Raw genomic sequence first — 17,836 nt, forward strand, 5'->3', positions numbered from 1 at the left:
CGAGGCCGATGACCGACACCGATTTCGACGCAGCCGGCCTGCCCGCCGTCACCGCCGGCGCCTCCACGGCGCTTACGGCAGGGTCCGATGCGGCCGGCAGCGGGCTCGCGGTCCGCAGCCGCCCCAACAATGCCGAAGTCGAACAGGCGCTGCTGGGCGCCCTGCTCATCAACAATGAAGCCACCCATCGGGTCAGCAGCTTCCTGCGCCCCGAACACTTCCACGAGCCGGTTCACCAGCGGATCTACGGCCAGATCCTGCGCTTCATGGAGCGCGGTCAGATCGCCAATCCCGCAACGCTTAAACCGCTGTTCGACGCCGATCCCGCCCTGTCCGGTGTCGGCGGGGCCGCCTACCTGGCGCGCCTGGTCGGCTCTGCGATCTCGATCATCAATGTCGAAGACTATGCGCGGATCATCCACGACTTCGCGCTCCGCCGGGCGCTGATCGACATCGGCGAAGAGGTGGTGAACGAAGCCTATGACGGCCGCGCCGAGCGTCCGGCCATCGAGCAGATCGAGCATGCAGAGCACCGCCTCTACACCCTGGCCGAACAGGGAGAGATCGAGGGCGGCTTCGTCTCTTTTGACCGGGCACTCAGCACGGCACTCGACCAGATCGAAGCGGCCTATAAGCGCGACGGCAACCTGGTCGGTGTCGCCACCGAACTGATCGATCTCGACAATCTGATGGGCGGGTTGCAGCCCTCGGACCTGCTGATCCTGGCGGGCCGTCCGTCGATGGGCAAGACGGCGCTTGCGACGACCATTGCGTTCAACGCCGCGCGCGCCTACCGGACGGAACCCGAAGAGGCCGGCGGTAAGCCCAAACACGTCGACGGCGCCGTGGTCGGCTTCTTCTCGCTCGAAATGTCGGCCGAACAGCTGGCCGCCCGCCTTCTGGCGGGTGCCGCCGGCGTGCCTTCCGACCGGCTGCGCCGCGGCACCATGTCGCCCGAGGATTTCGAGAAGGTGGTGATGGCGGCGCGAGAGCTGTCGCGCATCCCGCTGTTCATCGACGACACGCCGGCGATCACCGTCCCGGCCATGCGCGCCCGCGCCCGCCGGCTCAAGCGGCAGCACGGTCTGTCGATGATCGTGGTCGACTACCTGCAGCTGATGCGGGCGGTGCGCGCCACCGACAACCGCGTGCAGGAAGTGTCGGAGATCACTCAGGGACTGAAAGCCGTCGCCAAGGAACTGAACGTGCCGGTGATCGCGCTGTCCCAGCTCTCGCGTGCCGTGGAGCAGCGCGAGGACAAGCGGCCGCAGCTCTCGGACCTGCGCGAAAGCGGATCGATCGAGCAGGACGCCGACGTGGTGATGTTCGTGTTCCGTGAAGAGTACTATCTGGCCCGCGCCGAGCCCAAACAGCGCCCGGACGAGAAGCCCGACAAGTTCGCCGAGCGCTATTCCCACTGGCAAAGCCGGTTCGAGATGTCGCGCAGCGTCGCGGAGGTGATCGTGGCCAAGCAGCGCCACGGCCCGATCGGCACCGTGCGGCTGCATTTCGACCTGAACACCACGCGCTTCGGCAATCTGGATCGCGACCACGCAGCCCTGCTGGCCGCCAACGCCCCGTCGAGCGAATGAGCACGCCGCTCACTGCCCTGCCCGCGGCACCCGCCGCCCCGCCGCCGGCCTGGATCGAGATCGATCTCGACGCGCTGGCAGAGAACCACGCCCGCCTCACCGGGCTGATGCGCGCGCACAACCCGGCTGCCGAGGTCACGGGCGTAATCAAGGCCGATGGCTACGGGCTGGGGGCGGATATCGTCGGCCCCGCCCTTGCGCGGGCCGGCGCGCCTGCGCTTTTCGTCGCACATCTGTCGGAAGGTGCAGCGCTCCGCCGGGCGCTCCGGGCGGATCCCGACCCCGCCCGCCATGCCCTGCCGGTCTACATCCTGAACGGCATGGCCGAGGGAGAACGTGCGGATTTTCTGGCCTTCGACCTCCGCCCTGTGCTGAACGGCCCCGACGACCTCGACCGCTGGACCCGCGCCGGCCAGGCCCAAGGCGGGCCGCTGCCCGCCGCCCTGCATATCGACACGGGGATGAGCAGGCTCGGTTTCGACGAGGCAGGCTTCAAGGCCCTCGCAGCCGACCCGGCACGCCTCGGCGGCGTCGATATCCGGATCACCATGAGCCATCTCGCCTGTGCCGATGATCCCGCCCATCCGCTGAACCGGCGCCAGCTCGACCGTTTCCGGGCCGTGACGGCCGTAGTCGGGCGTGGCCGGCTCAGCCTTGCGAATTCAAGCGGGCTGTTCCTCGGCCCCGACTTCCATTTCGATCTCGGTCGCCCGGGTGTGGCGCTCTATGGTGTCAATCCGGTGCCCGGGCACCCGAACCCGATGGTCCCGGTCGTGCGTCTGAAGGCCCGGGTGCTGCAGGTGCGAACCATCGACAGCTTCGAGAGCGTCGGCTATGGTGCGGCAGCCCGCGCGCGGCCGGGCATGCGGGTGGCGACGCTGGCGATCGGTTATGCCGATGGCTGGCCCTGGTCGGCCGCAGGCAAGGGCGAGGTGGTGATTGCCGGCCATCGGGCCCCGATCCTCGGCCGCGTGTCGATGGATCTGGTGACGGTGGATGTCAGCACCCTGCCGGAACCGCTGATCCATGGCGGCGCCGTGGCGGAGCTGATCGGCGATCATCGCGACATCGATGCGCTGGCAAAAGACGCCGGTACCATCGGTTATGAGATCCTGACCCGCCTGGGCCGCCGCTATGCCCGGCAGCCGATGACGTCGGGCCAGACGCAGGTTTATCCGATTGGCGTGCCCACGCCGCAGACGGAGGTCGACCCCGCCCCATGAACCCGCTTGCCGCCATCGGCCGGGCCCTGCTCTCCCTGTTCGAGACCGTGGGCCGCGTTACGCTCTTCGTCCTGGTCGTGCTGCGCCATCTGGTCACCCCGCCCTTCTATTTCCGCGCCATGGGCCGGCAGGTGATGGAGATCGGCTATTACAGCCTGCCGGTGGTGGGCATGACTGCGCTGTTCAGCGGCATGGTGCTGGCCCTGCAAAGCTATACCGGCTTCGCCCGCTTTTCGGCTGAAAGTGCCGTCGCAGGCGTGGTGGTGCTGTCGATCACCCGCGAACTCGGCCCCGTTCTCGCCGGGCTGATGGTCGCCGGTCGGGTGGGGGCCGCGATCGCCGCCGAAATCGGCACCATGCGGGTGACGGAACAGGTGGACGCGCTGACCACGCTGCGCACCAACCCCTACAAATACCTGATCGTGCCGCGGGTTCTGGCTGCGACCCTGATGCTGCCGGTACTGGTGCTGATCGCCGACATCATCGGCGTGATGGGCGGCTGGCTGGTCGGCGTTTACAAGCTGGGCTTCATCTCCACCACCTATCTGGTCAACACCTTCAATTTCGTCGAGCCGCTGGACGTGATCTCAGGGCTCGTGAAAGCGGCGGTGTTCGGCTTCCTGATCGCAACCATGGGCTGCTATCACGGCTTCAACAGCCGCGGCGGCGCCCAGGGTGTCGGCAGTGCCACGACCAATGCGGTGGTGTCGAGTTCGATCCTGCTGCTGATCTTCAACTATGTCATCACCGAGCTGTTCTTCGCGCGCTGAACCACAGCCCCGTCCCCGAGGAGCCCCAGGCGACATGACCACCGCCACCCCGAAGATCGCGCTCGCCGACGTGCACAAATCGTTCGGCCGCAAGCAGGTGCTGCGCGGCGTAGATCTTTCGATCGATGCCGGATCGTCGCTGGTGGTGATCGGCGGCTCGGGCACCGGCAAGTCGGTGCTGATCAAGTCGATCCTGGGCATCATCCATCCCGACAAGGGCTCGATCCGCATCGACGGCCGCGAGACCATGGGGCTCGGCGCCCGCGACCGCGAAGAGGTCATGGCCGGCATGGGCATGCTGTTTCAGGGCGGTGCGCTGTTCGACAGCCTGCCGGTCTGGCAGAACGTCGCCTTCGGCCTGATCCAGGGCAAGGGGGTGGCCCGGCGCAAGGCGCGGGAGATCGCGATCGAGAAGCTGTCCCTGGTGGGGCTCGGCGCCGATGTTGCAGAACTGGCCCCGGCGGAACTGTCGGGTGGCATGCAGAAGCGCGTCGGCCTGGCCCGGGCGATCGCCACCGACCCCGACATCCTGTTCTTCGACGAACCGACCACCGGGCTCGACCCGATCATGGCCGACGTCATCAACGATCTGATCCGCAATCAGGTGAAGCGCCTGGGTGCTACCGCCATCACCATCACCCACGACATGGCGAGCGCCCGCAAGATCGCCGACCATGTGGCGATGATCTATCAGGGCCGGATCATCTGGCACGGCCCGGTGGAAGAGATCGACCACAGCGGCAACCCCTATGTCGACCAGTTCATCCATGGTCGTGCCGACGGGCCGATCCAGATGGAACTGCGCCGGCCCTGACGCGTTTCGGCGCGACGGATTCCGGGAAACCAGTCGATGGCCAAAGCCACCACACATTTCGTCTGCCAGTCCTGCGGTGCCACTGCGGCGAAATGGGCCGGGCGCTGCGAAGCCTGCGGCGAATGGAACACCATGGTCGAAGAGGTCCTGCCCCAGCCGGTGGCGGGTGGGCGCGGTTCGGCCGTGGCCTCCGCGCGGCGCGGGTTGTCCTTCGTCACCCTGGACGGGCCGGTCGAGGTCGTGCCCCGGCGGCGCTGCGGCATCGGTGAACTGGATCGGGTGCTGGGCGGCGGCCTGGTCCCGGGGGCGGCGATCCTGATCAGCGGCGACCCCGGCATCGGCAAATCCACACTGCTGATCCAGGCCCTGGCGGCACTGGCCGGCAATGGGGTCGATGCCTATTACGTCTCGGGCGAAGAATCGGTCGATCAGGTCCGGCTGCGCGCCCATCGGCTGGGTCTTGATGGTTCGTCGGTCAGGCTCGCCGCCGAAACCAATATCCGCGACATCGTCTCGACGCTGGAGAAGACCCCGGCGGACAGACCCGCGGTAGCGGTGATCGACAGTATCCAGACCATGCGCCATGACGGTCTGGAAGGCGCACCGGGAACGGTGTCGCAGGTGCGCGCCTGCGGTCAGGAGCTGATCCAGCTGGCCAAGCGGCGCGGCATTGCGGTCATCATCGTCGGTCACGTCACCAAGGAGGGCCAGATCGCCGGTCCCCGCCTGCTGGAGCACATGGTCGATACCGTGCTCCACTTCGAGGGCGAGCGCGGCCATGCCTACCGCATCCTGCGCGCCGTCAAGAACCGGTTCGGCGCCACCGACGAGATCGGCGTGTTCTCGATGACCGATCTCGGCCTGATGGAGGTGGAGAACCCCTCGGCCATCTTCCTGGGTGATCGCGATGAGAAGGTCTCGGGCAGCGCCGTCTTCGCGGGGCTGGAAGGCACCCGCCCGGTGCTGGTCGAGATCCAGGCTCTGGTGGCCGCCTCGGCGCTCGGCACGCCGCGCCGTACCGTGGTCGGCTGGGATGGCGGACGTCTGGCCATGATCCTCGCCGTGCTCGATGCGCGGTGCGGCCTTTCGCTCGGGTCGAACGACGTCTACTTGAACGTTGCAGGCGGGTTGCGCATCCTTGAACCGGCAGCCGATCTCGCAGTTGCAGCAGCGCTGCTTTCGTCGCTCACCGACCGGGCCCTGCCCAAGGAAACGGTGGTGCTGGGCGAAGTGGGGCTGTCGGGCGAGGTGCGTGCGGTTTCGCAGATGGAGGCGCGGCTCAAGGAAGCCGCCAAGCTGGGCTTTACCCGCGCCTTCGTTCCCAAGGCCGGCGCCGGCCGGCAGATGCCGGTCGAGATCCGGCCGCTGAAGCGCCTGGCCGAACTGGTGGAACTCTTCGTGGGGCCGAATGGCGAATACGCCCCCAAACCTGCCGGCGATCAGGCCGGCGACCGGGACGGCGCTGCCCGGCCCGGCCGGCGCGGCCAGCCGCGCGGAACGATCGACTGACGGAAGCGGGCCTCCCTGCCCTCCCCGCCGTCCGCCCCTGTTGAAGGAAGACCCGGATGTCCCTGACGCTCGCCGACGTGGTTGTGCTCGCCATCGTCGCACTTTCGACCCTGGTGGCATTGATCCGCGGCTTCGTACGCGAGGTGCTGTCGATCGTCGCCTGGGTCGGCGCCGCGCTGATCACGGCCTATCTCTTCGATCCGCTGCGCCCGCTTGCCGATGACTTCATCGCCAGCGAGACCGCCGGCGACATCGCCACCATCGCGGTCATCTTTCTGGTCTCGCTGCTGATCCTGTCGGTGATCACCCGTGCCATCGGCGACGTGGTCTCGGGCAGCCCCTTCACCTTCCTCGACCGCCTGCTCGGCGCCGGTTTCGGTGTCGCCCGCGGCCTGGCGGTGATGGCAGCCATCTATCTGGGCCTGCTCTGGGTCTGGGGCCCGAATGGCGAGCCCGAATGGGTTCGGAAATCGGAAACCCGTCCCGCGGTGGTCGAAGCGGCGCGGATCATTCAGGAACTGGTGCCCGAGCGCATGCGCAGCCAGTTCCTGGAGCGCGCAGACCAGGCGGCGGGCGCTGCGGCCGGCGCCGCAGGCGATGCGGTGCGCGGCACGCTGGGCGGTGCGATGCCCGGCATGCCGCGCGACACTGCGCCTGGAACGGCTCCTGCGCAGAACAACCCCTCGGGCAATGTGACAGGTGCAACCCCCTCCGGCGGTGAAATCGGTTACGGCGAAGGGCAGAGACATGATATGAACCGCCTGCTCGATGCGATCGAGCCCGCACCTGCGGGCGGCCAGGGTACGCAAGGCCAGGGCAACTGACCGCATCCGGCTGACGGAGCGACCGCAAGTCCCAAGACGGTCGTCGAAATCGGTGCGAGGCGATGATCATCACCCATCCCTTCCGATCCGGGCCCGACGGCCGGGACCTGGTCCATGCAGATGAGGATCATCTGCGAGAGGAATGCGGAATCTTCGGCATTCACGGCCATCAGGAGGCTGCCCGTCACGTGGCCCTCGGCCTGCATGCCCTGCAGCACCGCGGCCAGGAGGCCTGCGGCATCGTCAGTTACGACGGCGACCAGTTCCACCCCCACCGTGCGGTCGGCCTTGTCGGCGACGCTTTCGCCGATGAACGGCTGATGGCGCAGATGGCCGGCACTATGGGCATCGGCCATGTCCGCTACGCCACGACCGGCGGTGCGGGCCTGCGCAACATCCAGCCGCTCTATGCCGATTTCGCCTTCGGCGGCCTTGCGATTGCCCATAACGGCAACCTGACCAATGCGCTGACCCTGCGTAGCCAGCTGGTCCAGCGCGGGTGCATTTTCCAGTCCACCTCGGACAGCGAGGTGATCGTGCATCTGATCGCGATCAGCCTCTATACCGATGTGGTGGACAAGCTGATCGACGCGTTGCGCCAGGTTCACGGCGCCTATTCGATCGTGGCCCTGACCCGCGACAAGCTGATCGGCGTGCGCGACCCCTGGGGGGTGCGCCCGCTGGTCATCGGCAAGCTCGACGGCGCCATGATGCTGGCCTCCGAGACCTGCGCACTCGACATCATCGGTGCCGAATTCGTCCGCGACGTTGAGCCGGGTGAGATCGTGGTCATCGAGCAGAGCGGCCTGCGCTCGATCAAGCCGTTCCCGAAGACCGCCAGCCGGTTCTGCATCTTCGAGCACATCTATTTTGCCCGCCCCGACAGCGTGCTGGAAAATGTCAGTGTCTACGAGGCGCGCAAGCGCATCGGTCGTGAGCTGGCCCTGGAAAGCATCGTCGAGGCCGACGTGGTCGTGCCGGTGCCGGACAGCGGCGTGCCGGCGGCGCTGGGCTTCTCGGAGCAGAGCGGCATTCCCTTCGATTACGGCATCATCCGCAACCACTATGTCGGCCGGACCTTCATCGAGCCGACCGATCAGATCCGGCATCTGGGCGTGAAGCTGAAACACAACGCCAATGTGCCGATGATCAAGGGCAAGCGGGTCGTGCTGGTCGACGACAGCATCGTGCGCGGCACCACATCGACCAAGATCGTGAACATGGTGCGCGAGGCCGGTGCGGCCGAGGTTCATATGCGGATCGCCTCGCCGCCCACCACCCATCCATGCTTCTATGGCGTCGACACGCCGAGCCGCGAAAAGCTGCTGGCGGCGCGCATGGACATCGAAGAAATGGCCCGGTTCATCAATGCCGACAGCCTGGCCTTCATCTCGATGGACGGGCTGTACCGTGCCATGGGTGAAGAGGGCCGCAATCCGGTTCAGCCGCAGTATTGCGATGCCTGCTTCACCGGCGACTATGCCCTGCCGCTGACCGACGGCCAGGTGGACGGCAGCGACGCCAAGTTCCGCCTGCGCAGCGACTTCGCCTGAGCCGACACCGCAGCTGCCGCCCCCCAGAGCTTCCGGAGCGCGACCGATGACCGAAGACATCCAGCCCGCCGCCCCCACCGATCGCCCGCTCAAGGGCCGGATCGCCCTGATCACCGGTGCGTCGCGCGGTCTGGGTGCAGCGGTTGCGGAACGCTATGCCATGGCCGGTGCCCATGTCATCCTGCTTGCCCGTACCGTCGGCGGATTGGAAGAGACCGACGACCGGGTGAAGGCCGTGGGCGGCACTGCGACCCTGGTGCCGCATGATCTGGCCGATCTCGACAAGCTCGACAGCCTGGGCCAGCAGATCTACGAACGTTTCGGCCGGCTCGACATCCTGGTCGCCAATGCCGGGCTGCTCGGCAACATCTCGCCCATGTCGCAGCAGAAGCCGCGCGACTGGGATCGGGTGATGACCGTCAACGTCTCAGCCAATCAGCGGCTGATCCGGAACTGCGAGCCGCTGCTGAAGCTGTCGACGGCCGGCCGCGCGATCTTCGTCACCTCGCGCGCCGCCCGCCGGATCCGCGGCTATTGGGGTGCCTATGCCACCTCCAAGGCCGCGCTCGAGGCCATGGTCAAGACCTGGGCGATGGAGATCGAGAACAGCCGCATCCGCGCCAATCTGGTCGACCCGGGGGCCCTGCGTACCCGTATGCGCGCCACCGCCTATCCGGGGGAGGAAAAGGACCTCCAGACCCCGCCAGAGGCGATCGCCGAGCTGTTCGTCGATCTGGCCCTGCCCGGCCTGACCGCCAATGGCGAGATCTTCGTGGCCCAGACCGCGCCTCAGGCACCGGCTCATGGCCCCGACCATCATGGTCACGACCATCATGGCCATGATCATGGTCCCGGTTGCGGCTGCCACTGACCGGCGCACTGCACCAGACCGACGGAACTTCCGGGGCGCCTGACGGCGCCCCTTTTTCGTGGTCAACCGTCAGGCGCCGGGAAGCTGTTCGATGATCGCGCGCATCAGATCTTCGGTCAGGCGAAGCTGAGGCGGTTTGCCGTCGCCATGGGCTGCCCCCGAGGTCGGGCTGCCGTCATCCAGCACGCCGTGTACCAGCGCCACGCCAACCATCAGTGCCAGTGCCAGCCGCGCCTTCTCCCGAGCATGGGTGCCGCCGATCCGCTCCACCAGATGGTCCAGAACATCCGCCTCCAGCCGTTCACGGATCAGCGGCATGGCCGCCCGGCTGTTGATGGAGCTCATCAGGATCCGGCTGACCCGCTCGCAGGCAGCCAGAACGGCAGCATCGATCTCGTGATCGACCGCCTCGCGCCCATGTTCTTCCGTCAGCGCAGCCGATAGCACGCCGGGCCGGCCGGCCATCACGGTCAGGCGGGTCAGAACCCGTGCCAGCCTCTCGCGCGGGACGTCGCGCAGCAGGGCATCGAAGGCCGCGTCGCCCAGGCATACCGCGAACAAGCGTTCCTTTGATCCGTAATAGCGGATGACCAGCGAAACATTGACGTCCGCCGCCCGGGCGATTTCCCTCAGGCCGACCGTGTCATAGCTGTTCGCGGCAAAGGCGTGGCGCGCCGCATCGAGGATCGCCGCTTTGGTCGCCTCGCTGTTGCGGGGCCTGCTCTCTTTATCTGACATCACTTCTTCATCAAATCAACTTCAAGTTATGCAAACACCTGTTGACATGTCCTGGGATGGACATCTAAGGTTTCAGACGACGGGTGGTGCTGCCGTCGATCTACGGCAGGTGGCGCAATTCCGCAGAGCCGGCGGACATCCTCTCCCTCCCCGATGCCGGCGCATACCCCAGCGTTCAGGTACAGCTTTCGGGCTGCGCTGATGAGGGTTTTTGCCGCCACGGCGCAGAATTTGGACGACAGGCAATGCCCGAACAGGACGCGCACGGCCGAACGCAGGCCGGGCAGGTGCGACCGACGCGACTGAACACGCGGGAACTTCTGGAACTCGCCGCCAGTTTGCTGTCGGCGGCCGAAGCGGGGGACACATCGGTTGGCGGGCGGCTTGGCTCCCTTCCGGAGGAACTGCTGCGAGTGATCAACGACCTGCCGCCCGAATCCGAGGACCGGTCGTCGGCATTCCGCTTTCTCGATATCGAACAGGCGTCAGAGACCGTCACGATCCTGATCCGACCCAATGATCGCGATCAGGGGTGGAGCTGACCGGCCTTCTGCCCACACGATACCGGCGAACGCAGGCGGCGCCCCCGCCCTGCGACAATCGCGGCGTATATGTTATGTGAATCCGACGGGATCTGCGCGCGAAGACCATGATAATGGGTGCGTTCGACGCTTATTCCTGCCCGTTCACGGCGATCGCCCGCACGAAAAGCACGTGAAAGTAGTGTAATAGCGCGGGCATCCGCTGCCAGAACAACATTATTGCATAATATGGGAAAGACTGCAGACGCCGCCGAAGCCGGTCAGCCCTGCCCGATCAGCTCGGCAAAACGCCCCAGATCGACATTTCCGCCCGACAGGATCACGCCGACGCGTTGTCCGTGAATGTCGATGGCGCGGGAAAATGCGCCCGCGGCGGCAAGGCAGCCGGTGGGTTCCACCACCAGCTTCATCCGCCCGGCAAAGAAGCGCATCGCCTCGACCAGGGCGGCATCCTCGACCGTGATCACCTGATCGACCAGCGCCCGGATCACCGGGAAGGTCAGCCGGCCGGGGGCTGCGGTCTGGGCACCGTCGGCAATGGTCTGTGGCGTGGGGATGGAGACGATCTCTTCGGCTGCGAGGCTGCGGCGGACATCGTCTCCGGCGGCAGGTTCCACCCCGATCACCCGGCAGCCCGGCTGCAGGGCGGCTGCCGCAACCGCGGAGCCCGAAATCAGCCCGCCACCGCCCACACAGACGAACAGCAAGTCCAGCCCGCCTGCATCGGGCATCGCCATCACATCCTGCAACAGCTCCAGTGCGGCGGTTCCCTGCCCGGCCATGACATCGGCATGATCGAAGGGCGGGATCAGCACCAGGCCGCGCTCTTCGGCGATCTCGCGCCCGATGGCCTCGCGGTCCTGGGTGTAGCGGTCATAGGCCACCACCTCACCGCCATAGCCTTCCGTCGCCTGACGCTTGATCAGCGGTGCGTCGGACGGCATGACGATGACCGTCTCCAGCCCGAGAAGGCGCCCCGCCAGCGCCACCGCCTGGGCATGGTTGCCCGACGAGAAAGCGACGACGCCCCGCGGGGGGCGGGGCTCTGCCTTCAGTTTCGCAAGTGCATTATAAGCACCGCGGAATTTGAAGGCCCCCATCCGCTGCAGGTTCTCGGGCTTGAAGAACAGGCGTGCGCCGGTCATCGCATCGGCGGTCGCAGAAGTCAGCACCGGCGTGCGGTGGGCAACTCCCTCCAGCCGCGCTGCCGCAGCCCGGACATCCTCGATACCGATGGCGAGACCGGTCATGTCGTCACCTCTTCTTCTTGCGGTCGGCGAAGGGGTTTTCGCTGGTGCGTAGCACCACGCGCACCGGCACACCCGGCAGGTCGAAACTGTCGCGCAGACCGTTCACCACATAGCGGACATAGCTGTCCGGCAGTTCCTTCGGCTGGCTCACGAAGATCGCGAAGCCGGGCGGACGGGTCTTGATCTGGGTGATATAGCGCAACCGCAGGCGCCGGCCGTTGGCCATCGGCGGCGGATAATTCTCGGTCATGCGTTCCAGCCAGCGGTTCAGCCGGCCGGTCGACACCCGGCGATTCCAGATCCGGTAGATGTCGAAACAGGCATCGATCAGCCGATCGGTGTTGTGACCGGCCAGCGCCGAGATCGTCACCACCGGTACGCCCTTGACCTGCGGCATCACATGGCTCATCCGCCGGCGCAGTTCGGTCATGAAGGCATCGGCGTCGGTGACGGTGTCCCACTTGTTGACCGCCAGCACCAGTGCACGGCCCTCGTCGACGATCAGCCGGGCAATGGTCATGTCCTGCTTCTCGAGCCCGCGTTCGGCGTCGATCATCAGCACCACGACATGGGCGAAGCGGATCGCGCGCAGGGTCTCGTCGACCGACATCTTCTCGATCCGGTCATCGATCCGCGCCTTCCGGCGCATGCCGGCAGTGTCGATGAGCCGGATACGGCGGCCGGCATGCAGCCAGTCGACCGCAATGGCATCGCGCGTGATACCGGCCTCGGGGCCGGTCAGCACCCGGTCCTCGCCCAGCAGATGGTTCATCAGGGTCGACTTGCCGGCATTCGGCCGGCCGACGATGGCGATCTGCAGCGCCTTCTGGCGGCCGATCTCGGCCATGGCCCGTTCTTCGGCCGCGGCCAGGGTCTCTTCGTCCGCATCCTCGTCGATATCGACATCGGAGCCGTCATCGTCGAAATCATCGAGGCCGACTTCGCGGGGGCCGTGCTCGGCCAGTTCCTCCGCCTCGGCACCCTCGGCACCGGCGCGGGCCGCCGCGCGACGACGGGCGGCCGCAGCCTCGGCTTCAGCGGCAGCTGCGTCCTCCAGCGCCTCGGCATGGGCTGCACCATGGGCCGACAGCACGTCATAAAGGTCCGAGGTGTGGTCGCCATGCGCCGCGGACAGCGGCATCGGCTCTCCCAGCCCCAGGCCCCAGGCCTCGGCGAGGCCCATATCGCCGGCCCGGCCCTCGCATTTGTTCACCACCACCACGACGGGGGTCTCCACCCGCCGCAGCAGATCGGCAAAATGCTCGTCGGAAGGTGTGATGCCGGCGCGGCCGTCGATCATGAACAGCACCAGATCTGCATCATCGATCGCCGTTCGGGTCTGGGCCTGCATGCGGGCGTTCAGATCCGACGGATCCTCGATCTCTTCGAGACCGGCCGTGTCGACGACGTTGAAGCGCAGATTGCCGAGCCGCGCCTCACCCATGCGGCGGTCGCGGGTGACACCCGGCGTGTCGTCGACGATGGCGATGCGCCGCCCGACCAGACGATTGAACAGGGTCGACTTGCCGACATTCGGCCGGCCGACCAGCGCCACGGTCAGCATGGACGCGGACCTCCGGAATGGACATGAGGTGGTCGCGAAGCCGCCACGGTCGTCACGACCGCCGGCTCCACAGGATGAAGCTGCCAAGCGGACGCGACCCCGCAGGCCGTGTGCCTGCGGGGTCGGCGCCCTGCATCGGTTCATGCGCATCAATGACGATGCGCGGGCCCCACGTCAACGATAAGCGATCAGCGTCGCATCGTCGCGCAGCACATAGAGCTTGCCGTCGGCAACGATGGGCGAAATGTTCACCGCCCCGCCGACATCGGTTTCGCTGGTCTTGCTGCCGTCGGTCGGGTTCAGTGCCATCAGGCTGCCGGCACTGGATGCCAGATAAAGACGGCCACCGGCCAGCACCGGACCGGTCCAGCGGATCGGATCCTCGCGATCCTCAGGGTCCTCGAAGGCCGGCAGATCGACCACCCAGCGCACCCGGCCGTCACTGCGGCGCATCGCCACCAGGCGGGTCGAGTCCACCACCACATAGACGGTGGTGTCGGCCACCCAGGGGGTCTGATTCACCTTGAAAGGCTGCTCCCAGACCCGCAGGCCCGAGCGAACGTCGAAGGCCGCGATCCTGCCACCGACGGTGCCCGCGAAGACCATGTCGCGATCGATCACCGGGTCCGACAGAATATCGGTCAGCGCGCTCAGCGACGATCCGGCCGCGGCGAAGCCCGCGAGTGTCTCCGCCCAACCGACCCGGCCGCTGTCACCGCGCAGCGCCACCAGATCGCCACTGGAATAGGCCGCAACCACCAGATTGCCCAGAACGCCGGGGGCCGCCCCGCCCAGGATCATCTGGGTCGCCGGCACGCCGCCATGGCGCCACAGCTCGCGGCCGCTGTCGCCGGCAAGGGCGATCAACTGATTGTCGAAGCTCTGCACGAAGACGCGGCCCTCACCCGCCGCCGGCGGCGCACGGAATGGGGTATGCATCGACGTCCGCCACAGCTCGACACCGTCGGCGGGGTTGAGCGCCACCACGTCACCAAAGCCGGTCGCGGCGTAGATCCGCCCGTCGGCGATCGCCAGACCGCCGCCATAGGCGCCCTCCAGCAGATCGCTGTCGGGCGCAAGCTCCACCGACCAGACCCCGCGTCCGGTCGAGGCATCGAGTGCCACGACATTCGAATCGGCGTCGAGCACATAGATCCGACCATCGGCCATCACCGGCTGGGCCATCAGGCGCTTGGCCCCGCCAGAGCCCACGCCGGCATCCCCGCGCCAGGCCTCGACCGGGGTTTCCGGGCCGGCCAGCGCATGCATGGCGTGGTTGCCGTAGCCGCTGGTCTGCGGCCATTCGCCGTTCTGCCAGGCCGGCGGTACAGTGATCGCTTCGGACGCAACCGCCGGATCGATCCGGATGTCGGCCTTTTCCGGCATCACGGCGATTCGCTCGCCCGGCAGCGCCGGCTTGTCATCCGATCCCCACCAGCTGCCGCAACCCGACAGCAGCATCGCGGTCAACACCGCAACACCCGCTGCGCGCACCGGCCGCGACGGGCGACGGACGGCATCCACCTGCCGTCCGGGGCGAAGACTGGTCATTTCGCAGGCTCCTGATCTGCGTCGGTCGATGCGGCATCGGCGGGGGCAGCCTCGGCTGCGGCCTCAGAAGCGATGGGGGCTCCGAGCACGCGGGCGTAAGAGGCGGCACGGCCGCGGAGATCCTGCGGCGCATCGGCGTCGTCGGCCAGGCGCGCAAAGATCTCGCCCGCCCGCTGGGTGTCGCCGGCCTTGAAGGCGGCGAGTGCCACCAGTTCTTCGGCGAGCGGCCGCCAGTTCTCCTCGCCGTCGATCAGGCCCGAGACGCGGGCGCGGATCTGATCGGGCGTTTCGGTGCGGATGGCCAGCGATGCAGCCTTGAGCGTCGCGGTCGCCTTGAGAGCGGGATCCAGGTCGCCACGGGCGGCCACGGCCTCGAACCCGGCCTGGGCACCGTCGCGATCCCCGGCAGTGAGCCTGGCTTCGGCAGCGCGCATCAGGGCGAGACCGGCATAGCCGCTTTCGGCATCGGCGGCCAGCGCCTCGAACGCCGACGCGGCCTGATCCGGCTTGCCCGAAGCGGCAAGCGCCTCAGCCGCGGCATAGGCGGAGGCCTGTTCGTTGCGGCGGTTTTCTTCCCAGGCGCGCCAGGCGACATCGGCGGCCACGCCCACCACCACCAGCACCGCGGCGCCGATGATCCAGGGTCCGAAGCGTTTCCACAGCTTCAGGGCCTTGTCGCGACGCAGATCCTCTTCGATCTCGCGGATGAACTGTTCCGACACGCCCCGGGAACCTCCTTCAGACGCCACACTTGTCCGGGTACACGGGCAGCGCCACGTCCGCCCGGTGGACGGCCGTTACCATAGTCGTTCGGCATCTTCATGGCAAATCCCCCGAAGCCGCGGGGTCAGCATCACCCCGGCAGGTCTCCGGGGGCCGGTGGCGCCTCGGGGACGAGATGCAGATCATGCAGCGCCGCCCGTGCCCGCACCACCGATGCCGCCCCTTCACGGATCGCCTGGGCCCCCTGGTCGAACTCCATCCAGCGAATGTGGCCCACCCAGGGGGCAAGCACCAGATCCGGCGGGTCGCCGGCCATGCGACTGCGTGCGATCCGGTCCTGCATGATGCCGATCGAGTGCATCATGACCTCGCCGATGCCGATGCCGCCGACGCGTGCGGCAACCGCTGCCGCCCGACGCTCGGGATCGACGCTGCGTCCGGTGAGGCCCATCAGCCGGCCGCCGATCCCCAGCAGACGACGGGCCCCGCGCCGATCGACGGTCCCTGCCGCCGCGGCCGTCTGGGCGCTGCGGGCAAGGCCATGGGCGTGGGGGGCGGGATGACCACGGCTGGTGGGGCCGGGTTCGGGATCGACCGGCCGGGGCACGGCATCCGCCGCCTGGGGCGAGGCGACACCTGGTGCGGGTATCGCCGCCGCATCGATCCTGAGCCGGCGCCTGTAGCCTGCAAGATCGCCATGGAGGGTCACCGCGATCACCGCCTCGGCCCCCAGATGCCGGCAGAGCGACACCGGCACCGGATTGACCAGGCCGCCATCGACCAGCAGCCGCCCACCCGCCCGCACCGGGGCGAAGATGCCCGGGATGCTCATCGAGGCCCGCAGCGCGTCGACCAGATCGCCATCGGTGAGCCAGACCTCCTGGCCGCTGGCGAGATCGGTGGCGATCGCGCCGAACGCCACCGGAAGATCCTCGATCCGGGTCTCGCCGAAGGCCTCCCGCAGCATCGCGGTCAGCCGGTCGCCGCCGACCAGACCGCCGGACCCCATCCTGAAATCGCCCAGCCGGACGACCTTGAGCCGGGTGAGATCCCGGACCCAGGCCTCGAATTCCGCAAGCCGGCCGGCGGCATGGAAGGCACCCACCACCGCGCCGGCACTTGCGCCTGCGATGACCTGCGGCACCACCCCTTCGGCGGCAAGCGCGTTCAGCACCCCGATATGGGCCCAGCCGCGTGCCGATCCCGATCCCAGCGCCACACCCAGCACCGGCGGCCGAGGCGCCGCGGCCGGCCCCTCTCCGCGACGCGCAGCGGCATCGCCCCGTCGACGCCGCCGGCGATGCGGTCGCGCCGGATCCGACGCCGGAACCGGATCGGGTGCCGGGGGCGCATCGGGGGCGCGGGCCGGGTCGCCGCTTCGCGGATGCTGCGTCGCGGCAGATGTTTCAATCCTGGTGTCGCTTCGGGTTGGCGCGGCGGGTCTCGTCATGTAATGCTCGTCCTTGATGTCAGGACCGGTCGCCCGGGCCGGCTGCGCGAGCGAAAGGAAATGCCCATGCACAGGCTGTTCGTCGCTCTTCCTCTCCCGACCGCGGTACGGGACCAGCTCGCCGGCCTGCGCGGCGGCCTTGTCGGCGCCAGATGGACGGCGCCCGCCAATCTCCACCTCACATTGCGCTTCATCGGCGAAGTTGAGGGGCCGTCGGTTGCCGATGCCATCGACGCGCTCGACATGATTGATGTCGTGCCGCTGACCCTGTCGCTCAAGGGGCTTGGTCTGTTCGGCCCCAGCCGGCGCCCCGGCACGCTTTGGGCCGGCGTCGAAGGCGGCGCCCCGCTTGCCGATCTGCAACGCCGGGTCGACGCCGCGATCGATGGTGCGGGCCTGCCGCGGGAGCGCCGCCGCTTCACGCCCCACGTTACGGTTGCAAGACTGAAGCAATCACCGGATGATCGGCTCGACCGCTATCTGGCAGCCCATGCAGGTTTCACCACCCCGGATTTCACCGTCGATACCATGCATCTTTACGAAAGCCGCCTCGGCCATGAGGGGCCGGTCTATACCAGTCTCGGCGCCTTCGGTGCCCTGCCCGCCCCGACCTATGGTGAGACATTCGACGAAGACGGCCTGGATGAAGAAGCCGAACCGCCGGTCCTCGCAGCCGTCGACGGCGAGGTGCTGCCGACCTTCGACGAGCGCGGCCGCGGCCGCACCAGCTGGGGCGGTCCGCCGTCTCCGTGGCGGGATGCGGACATCTGGCCGAATGCAGGATGGCGGACACGCAGGCGGTGACCTGTTTCGGAACGGTGACCGTCTTAACCACTTGGATACCATCCCCCGGCTAGTCTTC

General features: G+C 67.7%; 16 protein-coding genes. 10 read left to right on the plus strand and 6 right to left on the minus strand.

Translation table 11 applies throughout. The annotated features are described in order from the left end of the window. Window positions 1-8: 8 nt before the first annotated feature. From TMO_RS09415 to TMO_RS09450, 8 genes are all read left to right on the plus strand, one after another. Window positions 9-1,592 (plus strand): replicative DNA helicase, encoded by a 1,584-nt coding sequence (locus tag TMO_RS09415; RefSeq protein ID WP_014745390.1) that lies wholly within the window; start codon window positions 9-11, stop codon window positions 1,590-1,592. Beyond that, window positions 1,589-2,815, plus strand: coding sequence for an alanine racemase (gene alr, locus TMO_RS09420; RefSeq protein ID WP_014745391.1), 1,227 nt, complete (start codon window positions 1,589-1,591; stop codon window positions 2,813-2,815). The genes TMO_RS09415 and alr overlap by 4 nt, the downstream gene beginning before the upstream one ends. Next, window positions 2,812-3,585, plus strand: coding sequence for an MlaE family ABC transporter permease (locus tag TMO_RS09425; RefSeq protein ID WP_014745392.1), 774 nt, complete (start codon window positions 2,812-2,814; stop codon window positions 3,583-3,585). Before alr ends, TMO_RS09425 begins: the two co-directional genes overlap by 4 nt. A 34-nt stretch (window positions 3,586-3,619) precedes the next feature. After that, window positions 3,620-4,399, plus strand: a complete 780-nt coding sequence (locus tag TMO_RS09430; RefSeq protein WP_014745393.1) for an ABC transporter ATP-binding protein — start codon at window positions 3,620-3,622, stop codon at window positions 4,397-4,399. A 36-nt stretch (window positions 4,400-4,435) separates the two neighbouring features. Next, window positions 4,436-5,908 (plus strand): DNA repair protein RadA, encoded by a 1,473-nt coding sequence (radA, locus tag TMO_RS09435; protein WP_014745394.1) that lies wholly within the window; start codon window positions 4,436-4,438, stop codon window positions 5,906-5,908. Window positions 5,909-5,964: 56 nt separating this feature from the next. After that, window positions 5,965-6,732, plus strand: coding sequence for a CvpA family protein (locus TMO_RS09440; RefSeq protein WP_014745395.1), 768 nt, complete (start codon window positions 5,965-5,967; stop codon window positions 6,730-6,732). 62 nt (window positions 6,733-6,794) lie between these two features. Continuing rightward, window positions 6,795-8,285, plus strand: a complete 1,491-nt coding sequence (gene purF, locus TMO_RS09445) for an amidophosphoribosyltransferase (RefSeq protein ID WP_014745396.1) — start codon at window positions 6,795-6,797, stop codon at window positions 8,283-8,285. Window positions 8,286-8,331: 46 nt separating this feature from the next. Beyond that, on the plus strand, window positions 8,332-9,156 hold the full coding sequence (locus TMO_RS09450; protein WP_014745397.1) for an SDR family NAD(P)-dependent oxidoreductase: 825 nt from the start codon (window positions 8,332-8,334) through the stop codon (window positions 9,154-9,156). Between the two features lie 69 nt (window positions 9,157-9,225). Here the strand turns inward: TMO_RS09450 and TMO_RS29305 are convergent, their stop codons facing one another. Further along, window positions 9,226-9,894, minus strand: a complete 669-nt coding sequence (locus TMO_RS29305) for a TetR family transcriptional regulator (protein ID WP_014745398.1) — start codon at window positions 9,892-9,894, stop codon at window positions 9,226-9,228. Window positions 9,895-9,980: 86 nt separating this feature from the next. On the opposite strand from TMO_RS29305, the gene TMO_RS09460 reads away from it, so the two are divergent. Further along, on the plus strand, window positions 9,981-10,436 hold the full coding sequence (locus tag TMO_RS09460) for a hypothetical protein (RefSeq protein WP_145978101.1): 456 nt from the start codon (window positions 9,981-9,983) through the stop codon (window positions 10,434-10,436). Between the two features lie 260 nt (window positions 10,437-10,696). On the opposite strand, the gene TMO_RS09465 is transcribed toward TMO_RS09460, so the two are convergent. The 5 genes from TMO_RS09465 to TMO_RS30355 all read right to left on the minus strand — a co-directional run bounded on the left by TMO_RS09465 (window position 10,697) and on the right by TMO_RS30355 (window position 16,974). Next, window positions 10,697-11,686: a threo-3-hydroxy-L-aspartate ammonia-lyase gene (locus TMO_RS09465; RefSeq protein WP_014745400.1), complete on the minus strand. Its 990-nt coding sequence runs from the start codon at window positions 11,684-11,686 to the stop codon at window positions 10,697-10,699. 4 nt (window positions 11,687-11,690) lie between these two features. Next, a complete protein-coding gene (gene der, locus TMO_RS09470; protein ID WP_014745401.1) occupies window positions 11,691-13,250 on the minus strand; it encodes a ribosome biogenesis GTPase Der in 1,560 nt (519 codons plus the stop codon). A 174-nt stretch (window positions 13,251-13,424) separates the two neighbouring features. Beyond that, window positions 13,425-14,801 (minus strand): PQQ-binding-like beta-propeller repeat protein, encoded by a 1,377-nt coding sequence (locus TMO_RS09475; RefSeq protein ID WP_014745402.1) that lies wholly within the window; start codon window positions 14,799-14,801, stop codon window positions 13,425-13,427. Continuing rightward, window positions 14,798-15,523, minus strand: a complete 726-nt coding sequence (locus tag TMO_RS09480) for a tetratricopeptide repeat protein (RefSeq protein ID WP_014745403.1) — start codon at window positions 15,521-15,523, stop codon at window positions 14,798-14,800. Before TMO_RS09480 ends, TMO_RS09475 begins: the two co-directional genes overlap by 4 nt. Before the next feature lie 131 nt (window positions 15,524-15,654). Continuing rightward, window positions 15,655-16,974, minus strand: coding sequence for a patatin-like phospholipase family protein (locus tag TMO_RS30355; protein WP_145978102.1), 1,320 nt, complete (start codon window positions 16,972-16,974; stop codon window positions 15,655-15,657). A 66-nt stretch (window positions 16,975-17,040) separates the two neighbouring features. On the opposite strand from TMO_RS30355, the gene thpR reads away from it, so the two are divergent. Next, on the plus strand, window positions 17,041-17,778 hold the full coding sequence (thpR, locus tag TMO_RS09490) for an RNA 2',3'-cyclic phosphodiesterase (RefSeq protein WP_014745405.1): 738 nt from the start codon (window positions 17,041-17,043) through the stop codon (window positions 17,776-17,778). Window positions 17,779-17,836 lie beyond the last annotated feature (58 nt).

It is taken from the genome of Tistrella mobilis KA081020-065 (genome assembly GCF_000264455.2).
In the GTDB taxonomy this organism is placed as follows: domain Bacteria; phylum Pseudomonadota; class Alphaproteobacteria; order Tistrellales; family Tistrellaceae; genus Tistrella; species Tistrella mobilis.

Coding starts and splice junctions, on each gene's coding strand:
- TMO_RS09415 (WP_014745390.1), top strand. CDS start 9: ATGACCGACACCGATTTCGACGCAGCCGGCCTGCCCGCCGTCACCGCC.
- alr (WP_014745391.1), top strand. CDS start 1,589: ATGAGCACGCCGCTCACTGCCCTGCCCGCGGCACCCGCCGCCCCGCCG.
- TMO_RS09425 (WP_014745392.1), top strand. CDS start 2,812: ATGAACCCGCTTGCCGCCATCGGCCGGGCCCTGCTCTCCCTGTTCGAG.
- TMO_RS09430 (WP_014745393.1), top strand. CDS start 3,620: ATGACCACCGCCACCCCGAAGATCGCGCTCGCCGACGTGCACAAATCG.
- radA (WP_014745394.1), top strand. CDS start 4,436: ATGGCCAAAGCCACCACACATTTCGTCTGCCAGTCCTGCGGTGCCACT.
- TMO_RS09440 (WP_014745395.1), top strand. CDS start 5,965: ATGTCCCTGACGCTCGCCGACGTGGTTGTGCTCGCCATCGTCGCACTT.
- purF (WP_014745396.1), top strand. CDS start 6,795: ATGATCATCACCCATCCCTTCCGATCCGGGCCCGACGGCCGGGACCTG.
- TMO_RS09450 (WP_014745397.1), top strand. CDS start 8,332: ATGACCGAAGACATCCAGCCCGCCGCCCCCACCGATCGCCCGCTCAAG.
- TMO_RS29305 (WP_014745398.1), bottom strand. CDS start 9,894: ATGTCAGATAAAGAGAGCAGGCCCCGCAACAGCGAGGCGACCAAAGCG.
- TMO_RS09465 (WP_014745400.1), bottom strand. CDS start 11,686: ATGACCGGTCTCGCCATCGGTATCGAGGATGTCCGGGCTGCGGCAGCG.
- der (WP_014745401.1), bottom strand. CDS start 13,250: ATGCTGACCGTGGCGCTGGTCGGCCGGCCGAATGTCGGCAAGTCGACC.
- TMO_RS09475 (WP_014745402.1), bottom strand. CDS start 14,801: ATGACCAGTCTTCGCCCCGGACGGCAGGTGGATGCCGTCCGTCGCCCG.
- TMO_RS30355 (WP_145978102.1), bottom strand. CDS start 16,974: ATGACGAGACCCGCCGCGCCAACCCGAAGCGACACCAGGATTGAAACA.
- thpR (WP_014745405.1), top strand. CDS start 17,041: ATGCACAGGCTGTTCGTCGCTCTTCCTCTCCCGACCGCGGTACGGGAC.